Source organism: Cognatundibacterium rivi (assembly GCF_018139565.1).
GTDB lineage: Bacteria > Pseudomonadota > Gammaproteobacteria > Burkholderiales > Burkholderiaceae_D > Undibacterium > Undibacterium rivi.
Window position 1 is genome coordinate 432,864 of record NZ_JAGSPK010000002.1, and the last position, 15,158, is coordinate 448,021.

At 49.7% G+C, this 15,158-nt stretch carries 13 protein-coding genes; 10 read left to right on the forward strand and 3 right to left on the reverse strand.

Annotated elements, in window-relative coordinates; all coding sequences use genetic code 11:
* Window positions 1–192 precede the first annotated feature (192 nt).
* A complete protein-coding gene (locus KDM87_RS06285; RefSeq protein WP_212678278.1) occupies window positions 193–1,503 on the reverse strand; it encodes a homoserine dehydrogenase in 1,311 nt (436 codons plus the stop codon).
* A gap of 25 nt (window positions 1,504–1,528) precedes the next feature.
* The gene (locus tag KDM87_RS06290) at window positions 1,529–2,758 is read right to left on the reverse strand and encodes a pyridoxal phosphate-dependent aminotransferase (RefSeq protein ID WP_186883409.1); all 1,230 of its coding nucleotides are present in this window, start codon (window positions 2,756–2,758) and stop codon (window positions 1,529–1,531) included.
* A 332-nt stretch (window positions 2,759–3,090) separates the two neighbouring features.
* Between KDM87_RS06290 and KDM87_RS06295 the strand changes: the two genes are divergently transcribed.
* Window positions 3,091–4,848, forward strand: coding sequence for a methyl-accepting chemotaxis protein (locus KDM87_RS06295; protein ID WP_212678279.1), 1,758 nt, complete (start codon window positions 3,091–3,093; stop codon window positions 4,846–4,848).
* 140 nt (window positions 4,849–4,988) lie between these two features.
* Here KDM87_RS06295 and KDM87_RS17930 read toward each other — a convergent pair whose 3' ends face one another.
* Entirely contained in the window at window positions 4,989–6,596 is a 1,608-nt protein-coding gene (locus KDM87_RS17930) for a methyl-accepting chemotaxis protein (protein WP_212678280.1), read from the reverse strand.
* 306 nt (window positions 6,597–6,902) lie between these two features.
* On the opposite strand from KDM87_RS17930, the gene KDM87_RS06305 reads away from it, so the two are divergent.
* The 9 genes from KDM87_RS06305 to KDM87_RS06345 all read left to right on the forward strand — a co-directional run bounded on the left by KDM87_RS06305 (window position 6,903) and on the right by KDM87_RS06345 (window position 15,129).
* A complete protein-coding gene (locus KDM87_RS06305; protein WP_212678281.1) occupies window positions 6,903–7,280 on the forward strand; it encodes an Mth938-like domain-containing protein in 378 nt (125 codons plus the stop codon).
* A complete protein-coding gene (locus tag KDM87_RS06310) occupies window positions 7,277–8,965 on the forward strand; it encodes a glycosyltransferase family 39 protein (RefSeq protein ID WP_212678282.1) in 1,689 nt (562 codons plus the stop codon). The genes KDM87_RS06305 and KDM87_RS06310 overlap by 4 nt, the downstream gene beginning before the upstream one ends.
* Before the next feature lie 27 nt (window positions 8,966–8,992).
* The gene (locus KDM87_RS06315; protein ID WP_212678283.1) at window positions 8,993–9,364 is read left to right on the forward strand and encodes a DMT family transporter; all 372 of its coding nucleotides are present in this window, start codon (window positions 8,993–8,995) and stop codon (window positions 9,362–9,364) included.
* 174 nt (window positions 9,365–9,538) lie between these two features.
* On the forward strand, window positions 9,539–10,666 hold the full coding sequence (locus KDM87_RS06320) for a DegT/DnrJ/EryC1/StrS family aminotransferase (protein ID WP_212678284.1): 1,128 nt from the start codon (window positions 9,539–9,541) through the stop codon (window positions 10,664–10,666).
* A gap of 17 nt (window positions 10,667–10,683) precedes the next feature.
* Window positions 10,684–11,646 carry a glycosyltransferase gene (locus tag KDM87_RS06325; RefSeq protein WP_212678685.1) on the forward strand — a complete coding sequence of 321 codons (963 nt, stop codon included), beginning with the start codon at window positions 10,684–10,686 and terminating at the stop codon, window positions 11,644–11,646.
* A gap of 1 nt (window position 11,647) precedes the next feature.
* Window positions 11,648–12,562, forward strand: a complete 915-nt coding sequence (locus tag KDM87_RS06330) for a formyltransferase (RefSeq protein ID WP_212678285.1) — start codon at window positions 11,648–11,650, stop codon at window positions 12,560–12,562.
* Between the two features lie 59 nt (window positions 12,563–12,621).
* Window positions 12,622–13,662 (forward strand): bifunctional UDP-4-keto-pentose/UDP-xylose synthase, encoded by a 1,041-nt coding sequence (locus tag KDM87_RS06335; RefSeq protein WP_212678286.1) that lies wholly within the window; start codon window positions 12,622–12,624, stop codon window positions 13,660–13,662.
* A gap of 11 nt (window positions 13,663–13,673) precedes the next feature.
* Entirely contained in the window at window positions 13,674–14,609 is a 936-nt protein-coding gene (locus KDM87_RS06340) for a polysaccharide deacetylase family protein (RefSeq protein ID WP_212678287.1), read from the forward strand.
* A gap of 43 nt (window positions 14,610–14,652) precedes the next feature.
* Complete coding sequence (locus KDM87_RS06345) at window positions 14,653–15,129, forward strand: peroxiredoxin (RefSeq protein WP_212678288.1); 477 nt, start codon at window positions 14,653–14,655, stop codon at window positions 15,127–15,129.
* Window positions 15,130–15,158: the final 29 nt, after the last annotated feature.

Here is a 15,158-nt window from a genome sequence, read left to right on the forward strand (position 1 = left end):
TGAGTCTATCTGAGTCTGTCGTTCATGCGCCTGCCGGATCAGCTGTCAGACGACAAAAAAAAAGCGCGCTCATTATTTCATGAACACGCTTTTTCTGTGCGCCGCCCGCTGGCGACTGTTTTATGACGACGATCTCACTTTGACAAAGCCATCCTGCTACGCAGTATCATCAGAATGCTTATGTAAAGCAGATTAGCTTAACTCTTCCAGACGCAGCTTGATGACGGAGCCAGTCACGGTGGCCAGTGCCTCGATTTTTTCTATCGCTGCAATGATATTTTTCTCTTTGGTCTGATGCGTCAGGATGATGATGTCTGTACGGGTTTCACCCTCGCCCGGCTCTTTCTGCAACATCGCATCGATAGAAATCGACAGATCAGCCAGAATTCGGGTCACGTCGGCCAGCACGCCGGGTTTGTCTTCGACATGCATGCGCAGATAATAGCTGGTCACGATTTCTGCCATCGGCAAAATCGGCAGATCACTGATAGCGGCTGGCTGGAAAGCCAGATGCGGCACGCGATGTTCAGGGTCAGCGGTTGCCAGACGTGTGATATCCACCAGGTCAGCAATCACCGCAGAAGCAGTTGGTTCTGCGCCTGCACCTTTGCCGTAATACAGAGTCGCACCGACGGCATCGCCTTGCACCAGGACGGCATTCATCGCCCCTTCGACGTTCGCAATCAGACGCTTTTCAGGAATCAGCGTCGGATGCACGCGTAACTCTATGCCTTCCGGCGTACGCTTGGTAATGCCCAATAATTTGATGCGATAACCAAGGTCTTCGGCATAACGGATGTCGCTGGCTTCCAGCTTGGTAATGCCTTCGACATAAGCTTTGTCGAATTGCATAGGAATACCATACGCAATCGATGCCATGATGGTCGCTTTATGCGCGGCATCGACGCCTTCGATATCAAAGGTCGGATCCGCTTCCGCGTAGCCCAGCGCCTGCGCCTGTTTCAGTACGGCGCCGAAATCCAGACCCTTGTCACGCATTTCCGACAAAATGAAATTCGTTGTGCCATTGATGATGCCGGCGATCCATTGAATACGATTAGCAGTCAAACCTTCACGCAAGGCTTTGATAATAGGAATACCACCGGCAACCGCTGCTTCAAACGCGACCATCACGCCTTTTTCCTGTGCCGCTTTAAAAATCTCATTACCATGCGTTGCCAGCAATGCCTTGTTTGCCGTCACCACATGCTTGCCATTCGCAATCGCTTTCAACACCAGGTCTTTGGCGATACCGTAACCACCGATCAGTTCAATCACGATATCGATATCGGGATTATTCACGACCAGATTGGCGTCATTGACGACTTCCGCTACACCATTCGTGAGTTCACGTGCCCGTTCAATGTTCAGATCTGCCACCATCGCAATTTCAATTGAACGGCCAGCGCGACGCGTAATTTCTTCCTGATTACGCTTCAAGACGTTGAATGTGCCGGAACCGACAGTGCCTATACCTAACAGACCTACTTTGATGGGTTTCATATGATTTTTAAACAGTAAATTGGAATTAATTAGTACCGTGACGCTTACGATATCCCTCTAGGAAATAGTCGATGCGTCCGAATGCTTCAGTCAGATCATCCGCGTTTGGCAAGAATACCACCCTGAAGTGGTCAGGTTTGATCCAGTTAAAACCTGTTCCCTGCACTAACAATACACGCTGCTCGGTCAGCAGTTCATGTATGAATTCCTGGTCATCCGTGATCGGATAAATCTCGGGGTCCAGTTTCGGAAACATATACAGTGCAGCTTTTGGCTTCACGCAGCTGACGCCGGGGATCGCCGTCAGCAATTTGTGCGCAAGATCGCGCTGACGCAATAAACGACCACCAGGCCCGACCAGATCCTTGATGCTCTGATAACCGCCCAGCGCCGTCTGAATCGCAAACTGCCCCGGCGCATTTGCACACAAGCGCATTGATGCCAGCATATTCAGGCCTTCAATATAATCTTTGGCGTGACGCTTTTCACCGGAAACCACCATCCAGCCAGCACGATAGCCGCAAGAACGATAATTTTTAGAAAGGCCGTTGAGCGTGAGGAATAATACGTCATCCGCTAACGAAGCAATCGAAACATGTTCGGCTTCGTCGTATAAAGTCTTATCGTAAATTTCATCCGCAAACACGATCAACTGATGCTGGCGGGCGACTTCGACGATTTGCTGCAAAATCTCTACCGGATACAAGGCACCGGTAGGATTATTCGGATTGATGACGACAATCGCTTTCGTATTCGGTGTGATCTTGCTCTTGATGTCGTCGATATCCGGCATCCAGTCGGCACTTTCATCGCACACATAATGCACAGGATTACCGCCGGACAAGCTCACGGCAGCCGTCCACAGAGGATAATCCGGCGCAGGTACCAACACCTCATCGCCACTGTTGAGCAAGGCATTCATGCCCATCACAATCAACTCGGATGCGCCATTGCCGATGTAGACGTCTTCTATCGTCACGCCACGGATAAATTTTTCCTGCGTGTAGTGCATGATGGATTTACGCGGCGCGAACATGCCTTTGGAATCAGTGTAGCCCGCAGCATTGTGCATATTACGGATCATGTCCTGCACAATTTCATCCGGCGGATCAAAATTAAACACGGCCAGATTACCGATGTTGAGCTTAATGATCTTGTGCCCTTCGTCTTCCATCTGCTTGGCTTTTTCCAGCACCGGTCCACGGATGTCATAACAAACGTTCGCTAACTTTTGTGATTTCTGTATCGGGCGCACTGAAAAATATCCTTAATCGATAAGCATGCAAGCCAGCAAAGTCAAAGACATTCAAACAACATCTGCTTTTGCTGCATTGCGAAACGGATCATTTTTGCACAGTGCATCCTGTTTGATCAATTCGTTTTCGAAAATTCCATGTCACAACCGTGATTTCATGCAAAGAATTGACGTTTTTTACATCAATCCAAAACCAATAACAGTGGAATATTCGAAATTAAATATGAATTGCCACAGATTGTTAATTATTTATTCCACTTTACAAAAGCGGAGTAGTATCAAAACTGGTAAAGATGTGCTAAAGCAACTAAAATTTTTTGATTGGAGACACCATGTCATTACTATCTGCGATTCAGAGACTGAGTATTGCCAGACAGCTACGCATCATTATTATCAGTGCGGTGTTAGGCATTATTGTTTTAACCGGGCTGTTTCTTTTCTCCGAAAAAGCCATGCTTCTGCATGAGCGTGAGAGTAATGTCAGGCAAACAGTCGAAACCGTTGAGAAACTCATCGCGCATTACTACGATCTGTCCAGCAAAAACAAAATGTCGGAAGCCGATGCCAAACAAGCCGCGAAAGATGCCGTGCGGGCATTGCGGTATGGTTCGGATGAGTATTTCTGGATCAATGACATGAGTACTCGCATGGTGATGCATCCGATCAAACCAGCGCTTGAAGGTACAGATTTATCGGAAAATAAAGATCCGACCGGAAAACATCTCTTTACAGAGATGGTGCAAACGGTAAAAGACCATGGCGAAGGATTTGTTTTCTATATGTGGCCGAAACCCGGCAGCGAGGCTCCGGTAGAAAAAGTCTCGTTTGTCAAAGGTTTTAAGCCCTGGGGCTGGGTCATAGGCTCCGGTGTTTATATTGATTCAGTGAATGCCACATTTTATGAAAGGCTACTTTCATTCTCAGTGGGAGCAGCAATACTCACGGGCATCTTGTTACTTATTTCGTTACTGATCGCAAAAGGATTGTTGTCGCAACTTGGCGGCGAACCAGCGTATGCCGCAGAAATTACCCGGCAAATTGCAGAAGGTGATCTGACGGCGGATATACAACTGAAAGCAGACGACCAGTCCAGCCTGCTGTACTCGATACAGGCTATGCGTGACAGCATTGCAAAAATCATCGGTGATGTTCGTACCGGAACAGAAGCAATTTCCAGTGCGTCCACCGAGATCGCTTCAGGAAATATGGACTTATCATCCCGCACCGAGTCGCAAGCCAGCTCGCTCGAAGAAACCGCGTCGTCAATGGAAGAACTGACCAGCACCGTACAGCACAATGCCGATAACGCACGACAGGCAAATCAACTCGTACTGAGTGCGTCAGATGTGGCAAAGAAAGGCGGCGTTGTCGTCGCAGAAGTTGTTTCCACGATGGGCGTCATCAATGCTTCATCACAAAAGATTGTTGACATCATCGGTGTGATTGACAGCATTGCATTCCAGACCAACATTTTGGCGTTAAATGCCGCCGTCGAGGCAGCACGCGCAGGTGAGCAGGGACGCGGCTTTGCGGTTGTCGCATCAGAAGTTCGCAATCTTGCGCAACGCTCAGCAACGGCAGCAAAAGAAATTAAAGCCCTGATCAATGACTCTGTGGATAGCGTCAATCACGGTAGCAGGCTGGTCGATCAGGCGGGTGAAACGATGAACGATATTCTCGAAAGCGTGCGTAAAGTCACCGATGTTATTGCGGAAATTACGGCGGCAACCACCGAGCAAAGTGCAGGCATATCCCAGGTGAATCTGGCCATCGTTGAAATGGACAACGTCACCCAACAAAATGCTGCCTTAGTGGAGCAGGCAGCCGCAGCGGCCGCGGCGATGCAGGAACAGTCGGCGCATTTACTAAGTGCCGTCAGTATTTTTCAATTAAAAAATGAAACTGTCACGCCAACCAGCAGCAATGCAACCAGACCGAAACCTAAACCTAAACTGGTAAGCCCTGCCAGCAAGGCAAATCCACCGCGTCAGGCTGCACGCAACGTCGTAAAAACCTTGCCGACGAAGAAAACGCTGACAACGCAGGCACCGCCAAAGAAAGGGGATACCGATCAATGGGAAGAGTTCTGATGAGTTACTGAAGTCACTAGGATTGCTGCGTTTTTCTGAGCAGCATCCCCACAAGAGGAGACAATGAAAAAACAGTCCGGACATCAAATGTTGATCGGTCTGTTTTTTTTAAGTCGACTCAGATAAATTCAATGCGCCATTCAGCCTGCGAGTAAAGTCAGTTTCCGGCTCTGCGGAGCACGCCCGCCAGCCGTGCTTGCCACTTGCTGATGCTGGAGTTTGAACACGCTGACCACCCGCTCTAGTTCTTCCGCCTGATCCTGCAGCGATTTGGCCGCAGCCGCAGCTTGCTCCACCAGCGCAGCATTCTGCTGAGTCACTCCATCCATCGTGATTAAGGCCTCATTAATTTGCTCAATTCCGATTTCCTGCTCGCGACTGGCGGCGGTAATCTCGCCCATAATGTCCGTCACCCGTCGAACGCTGCTGACCACCTCTTGCATCGTATTGCCCGCATCGGCGACCAGTCGGTTCCCTTGTTCGACATTGCCAACCGAATCGGTAATCAGCGTCTTAATTTCCTTGGCGGCTGCGGCAGATCGCTGCGCCAGATTGCGCACTTCAGATGCCACTACGGCGAATCCCCGGCCCTGCTCCCCTGCCCGTGCAGCCTCAACCGCCGCGTTCAGCGCCAGGATATTCGTCTGAAAAGCAATACCATCAATAACACTGATGATATCGACGATCTTCTGCGACGACGCATTGATGAAACCCATGGTATCGACCACACGGGCAACCACCTCACCGCCCTTGGTTGCGATGGCGGAAGCAGACGCAGCAAGCGTGTTCGCCTGACGTGCATTATCGCTATTTTGTTTAGTGGTGGAGTTGAGTTCTTCCATTGACGAGGAAGTCTCTTCCAGTGACCCTGCCTGCGCCTCAGTTCGCGCAGAAAGATCTAAATTGCCATTAGCAATTTCCGTTGAAGCAGTGGTAATCGTTTCGGTTCCGTACCTGACCTTCTGCACAATTTCTTGCAGGTTTTGGCTCATTTTTTGTAATGCGAGTAGCAATCCGCCGATTTCATCATGCGAATCAACCCGGATCTGGCGCGTCAGGTCCCCACCCGCTATAGCATCTGCAAAATCCACAGCACGGTTCAATGGTTCAGAAATCGAACGCACCAGCCAGAAACGCATACCAATGGCGACCAGCAGCCCTAGCGTTACGATACATCCTGCCATCCAGATAAAACGCTGATAATTTGCCTGACTATCCAGATATTCCTCTTTCCCCACTCTCAGTTGCAACTCCAAAAGCGTATCCATATTCTTTTTGACCGATTCAAATTCAGTCCTTACGGGGCCCTGGAATAAGTCTGCTGCAGTTTTCTGATCTTTGTCCTGCAACGCTTTCACCGTCGGCACCAGTCCCTTTTCCAGAAACCGGGCACGACTTTGTGCAAACTGATCGGCCAGCAATTTTTCTTCTGGTGTCAGATACGTCGCCATGTAATCAGCCCACTCTTTGTCTGCGATGGCCTTATTTTTTTTGACTTCATCAAGATAATTTGGGATTGCTTCTGGCGGAACGGACAAGGCGCTGGCCAGTTCGATCTGATTGCGAAGTATGGCTCGGATCACGATATCGAGCTGACCAACTGCCACCAGCCTGTCATCGTAGACAGTTTGCAATGCCTGATTTGACTTCCTCACGCCCATAAATCCACCGATCGCAATCAGCAGCAGCAAGATGCCAAGTCCATACATCGCAAAATTAAGACGAGCGCGTATCGAAATATTCCACATCACTTCCTCCGTGAAAGATGATTCTGATTTCGGATAATATAAAAACAACAAAACCTCAAATGAGCGTAACAGAAAACCGCAATATCGCATTCATTGGCGCCTGAGATTTTCTTTAAAGATCGTAAAAAATACGGCTTTACCACAATACTGATCCATGATGGTGCAAGTTTTCCGCAAGATCTTGTCATACGAGCGATTTTGATGCGCAAGAAGGATGACGCTAGCAAGGTGAAAGCAGAGAACTCTCTGTTAAAAAAAGTTACAATGCCGCACTCACATGGCTTACCTCAAAGACAGAACGAAAAGATGAAGCTGCATTCCACACCGACACAACAATATCAAACCATCACAGGTTACGAACAAGACAGCGTTGAAATCAACGCGATTCTGTATCGTCATAGTCTGATTGTTTTACCCGAAGCAAAGCCCGTCGTCTGGCTGGTCAGCAGCTTTGATGCCCTGAGCGCTGACGATTTTGCGCAAATCGATGCGACTAAACCCGACGTCGTGATTTTGGGTACAGGCAATAAACAACGCTTCATCCATCCACGCCTGATAGCGGCGTTGACCGCACAACGTATCGGTGTTGAATGCATGGACAATCAGGCAGCGTGCCGCACCTATAACATTTTGATGGCGGAAGGCCGTAAAGTAGCGCTGGCGCTGGTGATGGAGAAAGTATGAATATACCCAAACATACACAATCACCATTTGAATCACCGCGCACCTTGTGGGCATTAGCAATCGGTTTCCTGATTGTCTGGTTTTATATGCTGGGTGCCAGAACCCTGGTGCCAACCGATGAAGGCCGCTATGCCGAGATGGGGCGCGAAATGCTGGCCACTGGTGACTGGATCACTTTGCGCCTGAACGGCATCAAGTATTTCGAAAAGCCGCCGCTGCAAAACTGGATGAATGCCCTCACCTTTTCCGTGTTTGGCCTCGGTGATTGGCAAGCACGTTTATGGACCGGGCTGTGCGGTCTGATCGGCGTTGCGTCTGTCGCTTACACGGGAAACAAATTATTCAACCGTCGTGTCGGCATTATCGCGGCGCTGGTGCTGGGGTCCAGTTTTTACTGGGCGGGCATGGGTCATGTTAATTCGCTCGACATGGGCTTATCCGGCATGATGGTGCTCTGCATGTGCGGGCTTTTACTCGGCCAACGTGATGGTGTCAGCGACACCGAACGCCGCAATGCGATGCTGGTGTGCTGGGCAGGCATGGCATTAGCAACCATGTCGAAAGGCTTGATTGGCTTTGTTTTGCCGGGAGCTGTGCTGGTCATTTACACCTTACTGACCAGAGACTGGGCTTTGTGGGCACGCCTGCATATGGGGAAAGGTCTGATCCTGTTTTTTGCGATCACTGCACCCTGGTTCATTTTAATTGCGCTGAAAAATCCTGAACACCCACATTTCTTTTTCATTCACGAACATTTTCAACGCTTCACCAGCGGCGTGCACAACCGTGGCGGCGCCTGGTATTACTTCTTCCCTTTCCTGTTGTTGGGTATCGTGCCGTGGTTAGGCGTATTGCTGCAGGGTTTGTGGACGGGCATCAAAGAACCATCGGCAGGCTTTCAACCGCGTAAGCTGCTGTTGATCTGGGCAGTGTTTTTCTTTTTCTTTTTCAGTATTTCCGGCTCTAAATTGCCAGGCTATATTTTGCCGATTTTCCCGGCGCTGGCCTTGCTGATTGGCTTCTACGTCGATCAATGTCAAGCGCGCGCCTTGAAAATCGCCGCCATTCTGTTTGCACTGTTGGGCTTGATCGGTCTGCTGTTTGTAAATAAAGCAGCGGGACTGGGTTCAAATTCAATTGAAACCTCCTTGAATCAGGGTTATGCCACATGGCTGTTTGTCGCCGCTGGCATCACACTGGCAGGAGGTCTCGTTGCGTGGTTTGTTGCAGGCAAAGGTCATGCTGGCAAAGACTGGTCCATCATTCTGCTGGCGAGCGCTGGGTTTATTGCCGGGCAAGTCGCGTTCCTTGGTCACGATCCTTGGGGGCAATACATTGCCGGTTCGGCGCATGTTCCGTCGATAAAAGCCGAACTGACAAAACCCGATACGCCATTGTATGCGGTTGGACGTTATGAGCAATCGCTGCCGTTTTATCTGGAACGCACACTGACGCTGGTAGAATTTCCGGATGAAATGGAATTCGGCCTGAAGCAACAGCCAGAATTGTGGATACCAAATCGCGCCGATTTCGTTGCACGCTGGCGTGCTCACAATCAGCGCGGTGAAGCGGCTGTTGCGATTGTCCGCACCGATATTTACAAGGAATTCCAACAGCAAAACCTGCCTATGCGCGTGATTGGGGAAGACCCGCGCCGCGTGATTATCGCGACGATACGCCCTTAAAAAATAAAAGAAAAACCAAGAACCATAATGAATATCAACACTTTCGGCTTCATCATTACCGGCATCCTGTTGAACGCGTTAGCACAACTGTTGCTGAAAAAAGGTACGAATGCCATCGGCGAAATCCACGTCAATGCCAGCAACTGGTTCCATGTCGGCGTGCAGATTGCAACGCAATGGCCAATCATAGGCGGGCTGGCGTGCTATGGCCTGTCCGTCGTCGTGTGGATTATCGGCTTGTCGCGTATTCCGGTGACGATTGCCTATCCTCTGCTGTCGATCGGTTATATCGTCAATGCAATCGGCGCCTGGTATTTCCTGGGCGAAGTGATGACCTTGCAACGTATGCTCGCAATCGGCATCATCATCGTCGGCGTGGCCTTATTAATGAAGAGCTGATTTAAAACGGCTAATTGCAGGAATTTGGGGGAGTATCCGTAAAAATCGCCTAATTGTCAGCGAAAACAAAGCGGCATCCGGATATACTCCACCCAGTATAATCAGACTGATACAGCGTCCATACGCACCAGACATGCAGTACATACGCGTCTCAGACGCAATTAAAGGATCAATATGAGCGACTCTTTAGCATTTTTGCCTTTCACCAAACCTAGCATAGATGAAGAAACCATTGCGGCTGTCACGGAAGTTTTGCGTTCCGGCTGGCTCGCCAGCGGGCCCAAAGTACAGGCGTTGGAAGCACAATTATCTGAATATTTCGGCGGTCGTCCGGTACGTACTTTTAACTCCGGCACCTGCACCATGGAAATCGCGTTGCGCATCGCCGGCATCGGCGCTGGTGATGAGGTCATTACCACGCCGAACTCTTGGGTCGCTACGGCCAGCGTGATTATTGAAACCGGCGCAACACCCGTGTTCGTCGATATCGATCCAAAAACGCACAACATCGATCTGAATCTGGTTGAAGCGGCGATCACACCACGCACCAAAGCGATTATTCCCGTGCATATGTGTGGTTTGCCTTGCGACATGGATAAATTGTACGAGCTTGCCGATAAATATCATTTACGCGTGGTCGAAGATGCTGCGCAAGCCATAGGCTCCACCTGGAAAGGTAAACGCATCGGTTCGTTTGGCGATTTTGTGTCGTTCAGCTTTCAGGTCAACAAAAATATCATGACCGGTGAAGGTGGCTGCCTGGTTCTGAACAATGCGGAAGAAGCACGCCTCGCCGAAAAATACCGTTTGCAAGGCGTGACCCGCAGCGGCGTGGATGGCATCGACGTTGATGTGCTGGGCGGAAAATTCAATATGACCGACATCGCCGCAGCGATCGGCCTCGGTCAGATGAAACATCTGGCGGAATTCAATGCCAAACGTAAAGAACTGGCGCAATATTATTTCGAGCAGTTTGGTTCTGATTTCGAAGCGCAAACGGGCGCCGAATTGCCGGTCGCAGATTTCACCAACTCTAACTGGCACATGTTCCATATAGTGCTGCCAGAACGTGTGAACCGCGCGGTCTTTATGCAGCAAATGCTGGATGTGAAAATTGGCCTCGGCTACCACTACCGTCCGATTCATTTATTCACCATGTATCGCGCACGTGGCTTTAAAGAAGGTATGTTCCCGATTGCGGAACGTGTCGGCAGTCAGATCGTGACCTTGCCATTATTCCCTGCCATGACAAAAGCCGATGTCGAACGCGTCGTGTCTGCGGTAAAATCCCGCCTTCTTTGAATCTGGCACGTCTTATGATGAAACCCGAACTATCAGTGGTCATTCCTGTTTACAACGAGGAAGCAGGCCTCGCCAAGTTGTTCAGCCGCCTTTATCCCGCTCTCGATACGCTGGCGGCGCGTGGCGTCAGCTATGAAATTGTCTTCGTCAACGATGGCAGTCGCGACAACACCGCGGCGATGTTATCCGACCAGTTCCGCCTTCGCCCCGACGTTACGCGCGTCGTGCTTTTCAATGGCAATTACGGTCAGCACATGGCGATTCTGGCTGGCTTTGAAGCAACCCGTGGCGAAATCGTGGTCACGCTGGATGCTGACTTGCAAAATCCTCCGGAAGAAATCGGCGCTCTGGTCGAAAAAATGCGCGAAGGTTATGACTACGTGGGCTCGATACGGCGTAAGCGTCAGGATTCCGCATGGCGCACCTATGCGTCGAAAGCAATGAACCGCTTGCGCGAAAAAATCACCCGCATCAAAATCACCGATCAGGGCAATATGCTGCGTGCCTACGGTCGTAACGTGATTGACCTGATCAATCAGTGTAGCGAAGTTAACACCTTCGTACCTGCCCTCGCCTACACATTCTCGCGCAAGCCAACAGAAATCGTCGTAGAGCATGAAGAGCGTGCAGCGGGCGAATCCAAGTATTCACTGTATAGCCTGATACGCCTGAATTTCGACCTGATGACCGGCTTTTCCATTATGCCTTTGCAGATATTTTCTGTTCTGGGTATGTTGCTATCGGTACTGTCGGGTGGCTTGGTGACGTTGCTGCTGATACGCCGTTTCGTTTTCGGCGCGGAAGCCGAAGGCCTGTTCACCTTGTTCGCGATCGCTTTTTTCCTGATGGGTGTGATTCTGTTTGGCATAGGCTTGCTCGGCGAATATATCGGTCGTATTTATCAGCAAGTACGTGGGCGTCCGCGTTATGTGGTGCAAACGATTTTGCAAGACCTGCCTGCTGCAGCAAAGGAAAACTGAAATGAGTTCCCAACCTACCGCGGTCGTCTTTGCTTACCATAACGTCGGCGTACGCAGCATTAAAACCCTGCTCGCGCGTGGCGTTCATATCGCCCTGGTCGTAACGCATGAAGACAATCCGGCGGAAACTATCTGGTTTGAATCCGTCGCTGCTTTGTGCAAGGAACATGGAATTGAGAGCATCACGCCGGCAGATCCGAAATCCGCTGAATTGATGCAACGTATCGCTGCCATCGCACCTGACTTCATTTTCAGTTTTTATTATCGTCACATGCTGCCAGTGGATCTGCTCGCGCTGGCAAAACGTGGCGCCTACAATCTGCACGGCTCTCTCTTGCCGAAATACCGTGGCCGCGTTCCCGTTAACTGGGCAGTTTTTCACGGCGAAACTGAAACGGGAGCTACTTTGCACGAAATGGCGGCCAAACCGGATGCTGGCAAAATTATTGCGCAAACAGCCGTACCGATTCTTCTGGATGACACTGCTTATGAAGTGTTCGGAAAATTAACCGTCGCTGCTGAGCAAACACTCTGGTATGCGCTGCCCGGCCTGATCAGTGGCGAATACAAAGCATTAGAAAACAAACTCAGCGAAGGCAGTTATTTCGGTGGACGCAAACCTGAAGATGGTCGGATAGACTGGTCGCAGTCGGCACAACAGGTATATAACCTCCACCGGGCTGTCGCACCGCCTTACCCAGGGGCATTTTTCGAGCAGTCAGGCCATCATTTCATTATTCAAAAAGCACGTTTATCTAATTTACCAGCTGGAAATTTGCCGACAGGCTTGCATGTAGTGGATAATGTCGCCCTTGGCGTATGCGGCGATGGTAAAGCATTGCGCATAATTGAATTGCACTGCGACGGAAAACCTATCTCGGTCAACGAATTGAAGCAATTGACAGGGGCGGCCTGATCACAATCAGACTGCGTCATACGGCATAGCCCAACATTTACATTTAAGAAGAACTCACCATGAAAAAAGTCCTCATTCTCGGCGTGAACGGTTTTATCGGTCATCACCTGTCCAAACGTATTCTGGAAACGACAGACTGGGAAGTCTACGGCATGGATATGCAAACTGAGCGTCTGGGCGACCTGATCAACCATCCGCGCATGCACTTTTTTGAAGGCGATATCACCATCAATAAAGAATGGGTCGAATATCATGTAAAAAAATGCGATGTCATACTGCCGCTGGTAGCGATCGCGACACCATCGACTTACGTGAAACAGCCATTGCGCGTGTTTGAACTGGACTTTGAAGCGAACCTGCCTATCGTACGTTCCGCTGCTAAATACGGCAAACATCTGGTCTTCCCTTCCACTTCTGAAGTGTATGGCATGTGTCACGACGAAGAATTCGATCCAGAAGAATCAGAACTGATCTGCGGCCCGATCAACAAGCCACGCTGGATTTACTCTTGCGCGAAACAGCTGATGGATCGTGTGATCTGGGGCTATGGCATGGAAGGCCTGAACTTCACCTTATTCCGTCCATTTAACTGGATCGGTGCTGGCCTGGACAATATTCACACACCAAAAGAAGGCAGCTCACGTGTAGTAACGCAATTCTTCGGTCATATCGTCCGCGGCGAGAACATTTCGCTGGTGGACGGCGGCGCGCAAAAACGTGCATTCACTTATATCGACGACGGCATCGACGCTCTGATGCGCATCATCGATAATAAAAATGGTGTCGCCTCCGGAAAAATTTACAACATCGGTAATCCAACCAATAATTACTCGATTCGTGAACTTGCTAACATGATGCTGACACTCGCTGCCGAGTATCCTGAATACGCAGAAACAGCGAAAAAAGTACAACTGACAGAAACCACATCCGGCGCTTACTACGGTGCAGGTTATCAGGACGTACAAAATCGTGTGCCAAAAATCACCAATACTTGCGAAGAATTGGGCTGGGCGCCAACAACCGACATGAAAGATACGATGCGCAATATTTTTGATGCTTATCGTTCGCAAGTCGCTGAAGCACGTTCCCTGATGGACTGATACAGATCAGCATGCCGAACATCGTTCTGAAAATCGACGTCGACACCTTTCGCGGTACGAAAGAAGGTGTGCCGAATCTGGTGCGGATACTCAAGCAACATCAAGCCGGAGCAACTTTTCTGTTTTCACTGGGAAAAGATCATACCGGCTGGGCATTGCGCCGGGCATTTCGCCCGGGTTTTTTTCAAAAGGTTTCCCGCACTTCAGTCGTAGAACATTACGGCATCAAGACCCTGATGTATGGCGTGCTCTTGCCTGCACCGGACATCGGTAACTGCACGACAGAAATGCGCGCGGTTGCTGATGCTGGTTTTGAGTGTGGCATCCACACCTGGGATCACGTCGTCTGGCACGACAATGTCCGGCAGCGCGGCAAAGACTGGACATGCAGTCAGATGCAACAAGCGCAAAAGAAATTTCAGCAGATATTTGGTCGTACACCGGTAACGCACGGCGCTGCTGGCTGGCAAATGAATGAGCACGCATTTGCCCAGCTTGATCAGTTTGGAATGCAATACGCCTCTGATGGCCGCGCCATGTTGACTGACGATGGCAGCCTTGCCAATCCAGAAGCTGGCCCTTACCGTTTAAAAGTAGGTAACGAGGTAAAGTCATGCATACAAATGCCGACAACCCTGCCTACGCTGGATGAATTGCTGGGACGAACAATAAACGGTCAGGAGCTGACCAGTTCAACGATTGCAGCACACATACTGGATCTGACAAAAAATCTGCGTGACCACGTATTTACCTTACACGCAGAACTTGAAGGTCAAAAACTTGCCCCCATATTCGAGGAATTGCTGACAGGCTGGCATAAGCAAGGTTATCGTTGCATATCTATGGCTGACTACTTTAACGTTATCAAAGATAAAGAATTGCCGACATATCCCCTTTCATGGGCCAGCCTACCCGGAAGATCCGGAGAACTGGTTGCCCTGATATAGTCTGCCAGCAACACCTTCTCCACCACTAACCAAGGAGATTACAGTGGCTGACACACTTTCCGCTTTGAATTGCCAGGTGCCAGAATTTTCTGCCGCCATGACAGGCGACCAGGAATTTCACTTAAGTAATTACGTGGGTAAAAATCTGGTGATTTATTTCTACCCCAAAGACAACACCCCGGGCTGCACCACCGAAAGCATCGCTTTCCGTGATTTATATCCACAATTTGAATCCGCAAACACAGAAATTTTTGGCATCAGCCGCGATAGCCTGCGTTCGCACGAAGGATTCAAAAAGAAACTCGATCTGCCATTTGAACTGATATCCGATCCTGATGAAACCTTGTGTTTGCTGTTTAACGTCATGAAAATGAAAAACATGTATGGCAAACAGGCTCGCGGCATAGAGCGCAGCACATTTGTGATTGACGCCACGGGTAAATTAGTGAAAGAATGGAGAGGTGTCAAAGTAGCAGGACACGTTGATGAAGTACTTGAATTCGTGAGCGCAAAAACCTAATTGAACTCTACCAATTTTCTATACTTAGA

Coding starts and splice junctions, on each gene's coding strand:
- KDM87_RS06285 (WP_212678278.1), bottom strand. CDS start 1,503: ATGAAACCCATCAAAGTAGGTCTGTTAGGTATAGGCACTGTCGGTTCC.
- KDM87_RS06295 (WP_212678279.1), top strand. CDS start 3,091: ATGTCATTACTATCTGCGATTCAGAGACTGAGTATTGCCAGACAGCTA.
- KDM87_RS17930 (WP_212678280.1), bottom strand. CDS start 6,596: ATGTGGAATATTTCGATACGCGCTCGTCTTAATTTTGCGATGTATGGA.
- KDM87_RS06305 (WP_212678281.1), top strand. CDS start 6,903: ATGAAGCTGCATTCCACACCGACACAACAATATCAAACCATCACAGGT.
- KDM87_RS06310 (WP_212678282.1), top strand. CDS start 7,277: ATGAATATACCCAAACATACACAATCACCATTTGAATCACCGCGCACC.
- KDM87_RS06315 (WP_212678283.1), top strand. CDS start 8,993: ATGAATATCAACACTTTCGGCTTCATCATTACCGGCATCCTGTTGAAC.
- KDM87_RS06320 (WP_212678284.1), top strand. CDS start 9,539: ATGAGCGACTCTTTAGCATTTTTGCCTTTCACCAAACCTAGCATAGAT.
- KDM87_RS06325 (WP_212678685.1), top strand. CDS start 10,684: ATGAAACCCGAACTATCAGTGGTCATTCCTGTTTACAACGAGGAAGCA.
- KDM87_RS06330 (WP_212678285.1), top strand. CDS start 11,648: ATGAGTTCCCAACCTACCGCGGTCGTCTTTGCTTACCATAACGTCGGC.
- KDM87_RS06335 (WP_212678286.1), top strand. CDS start 12,622: ATGAAAAAAGTCCTCATTCTCGGCGTGAACGGTTTTATCGGTCATCAC.
- KDM87_RS06340 (WP_212678287.1), top strand. CDS start 13,674: ATGCCGAACATCGTTCTGAAAATCGACGTCGACACCTTTCGCGGTACG.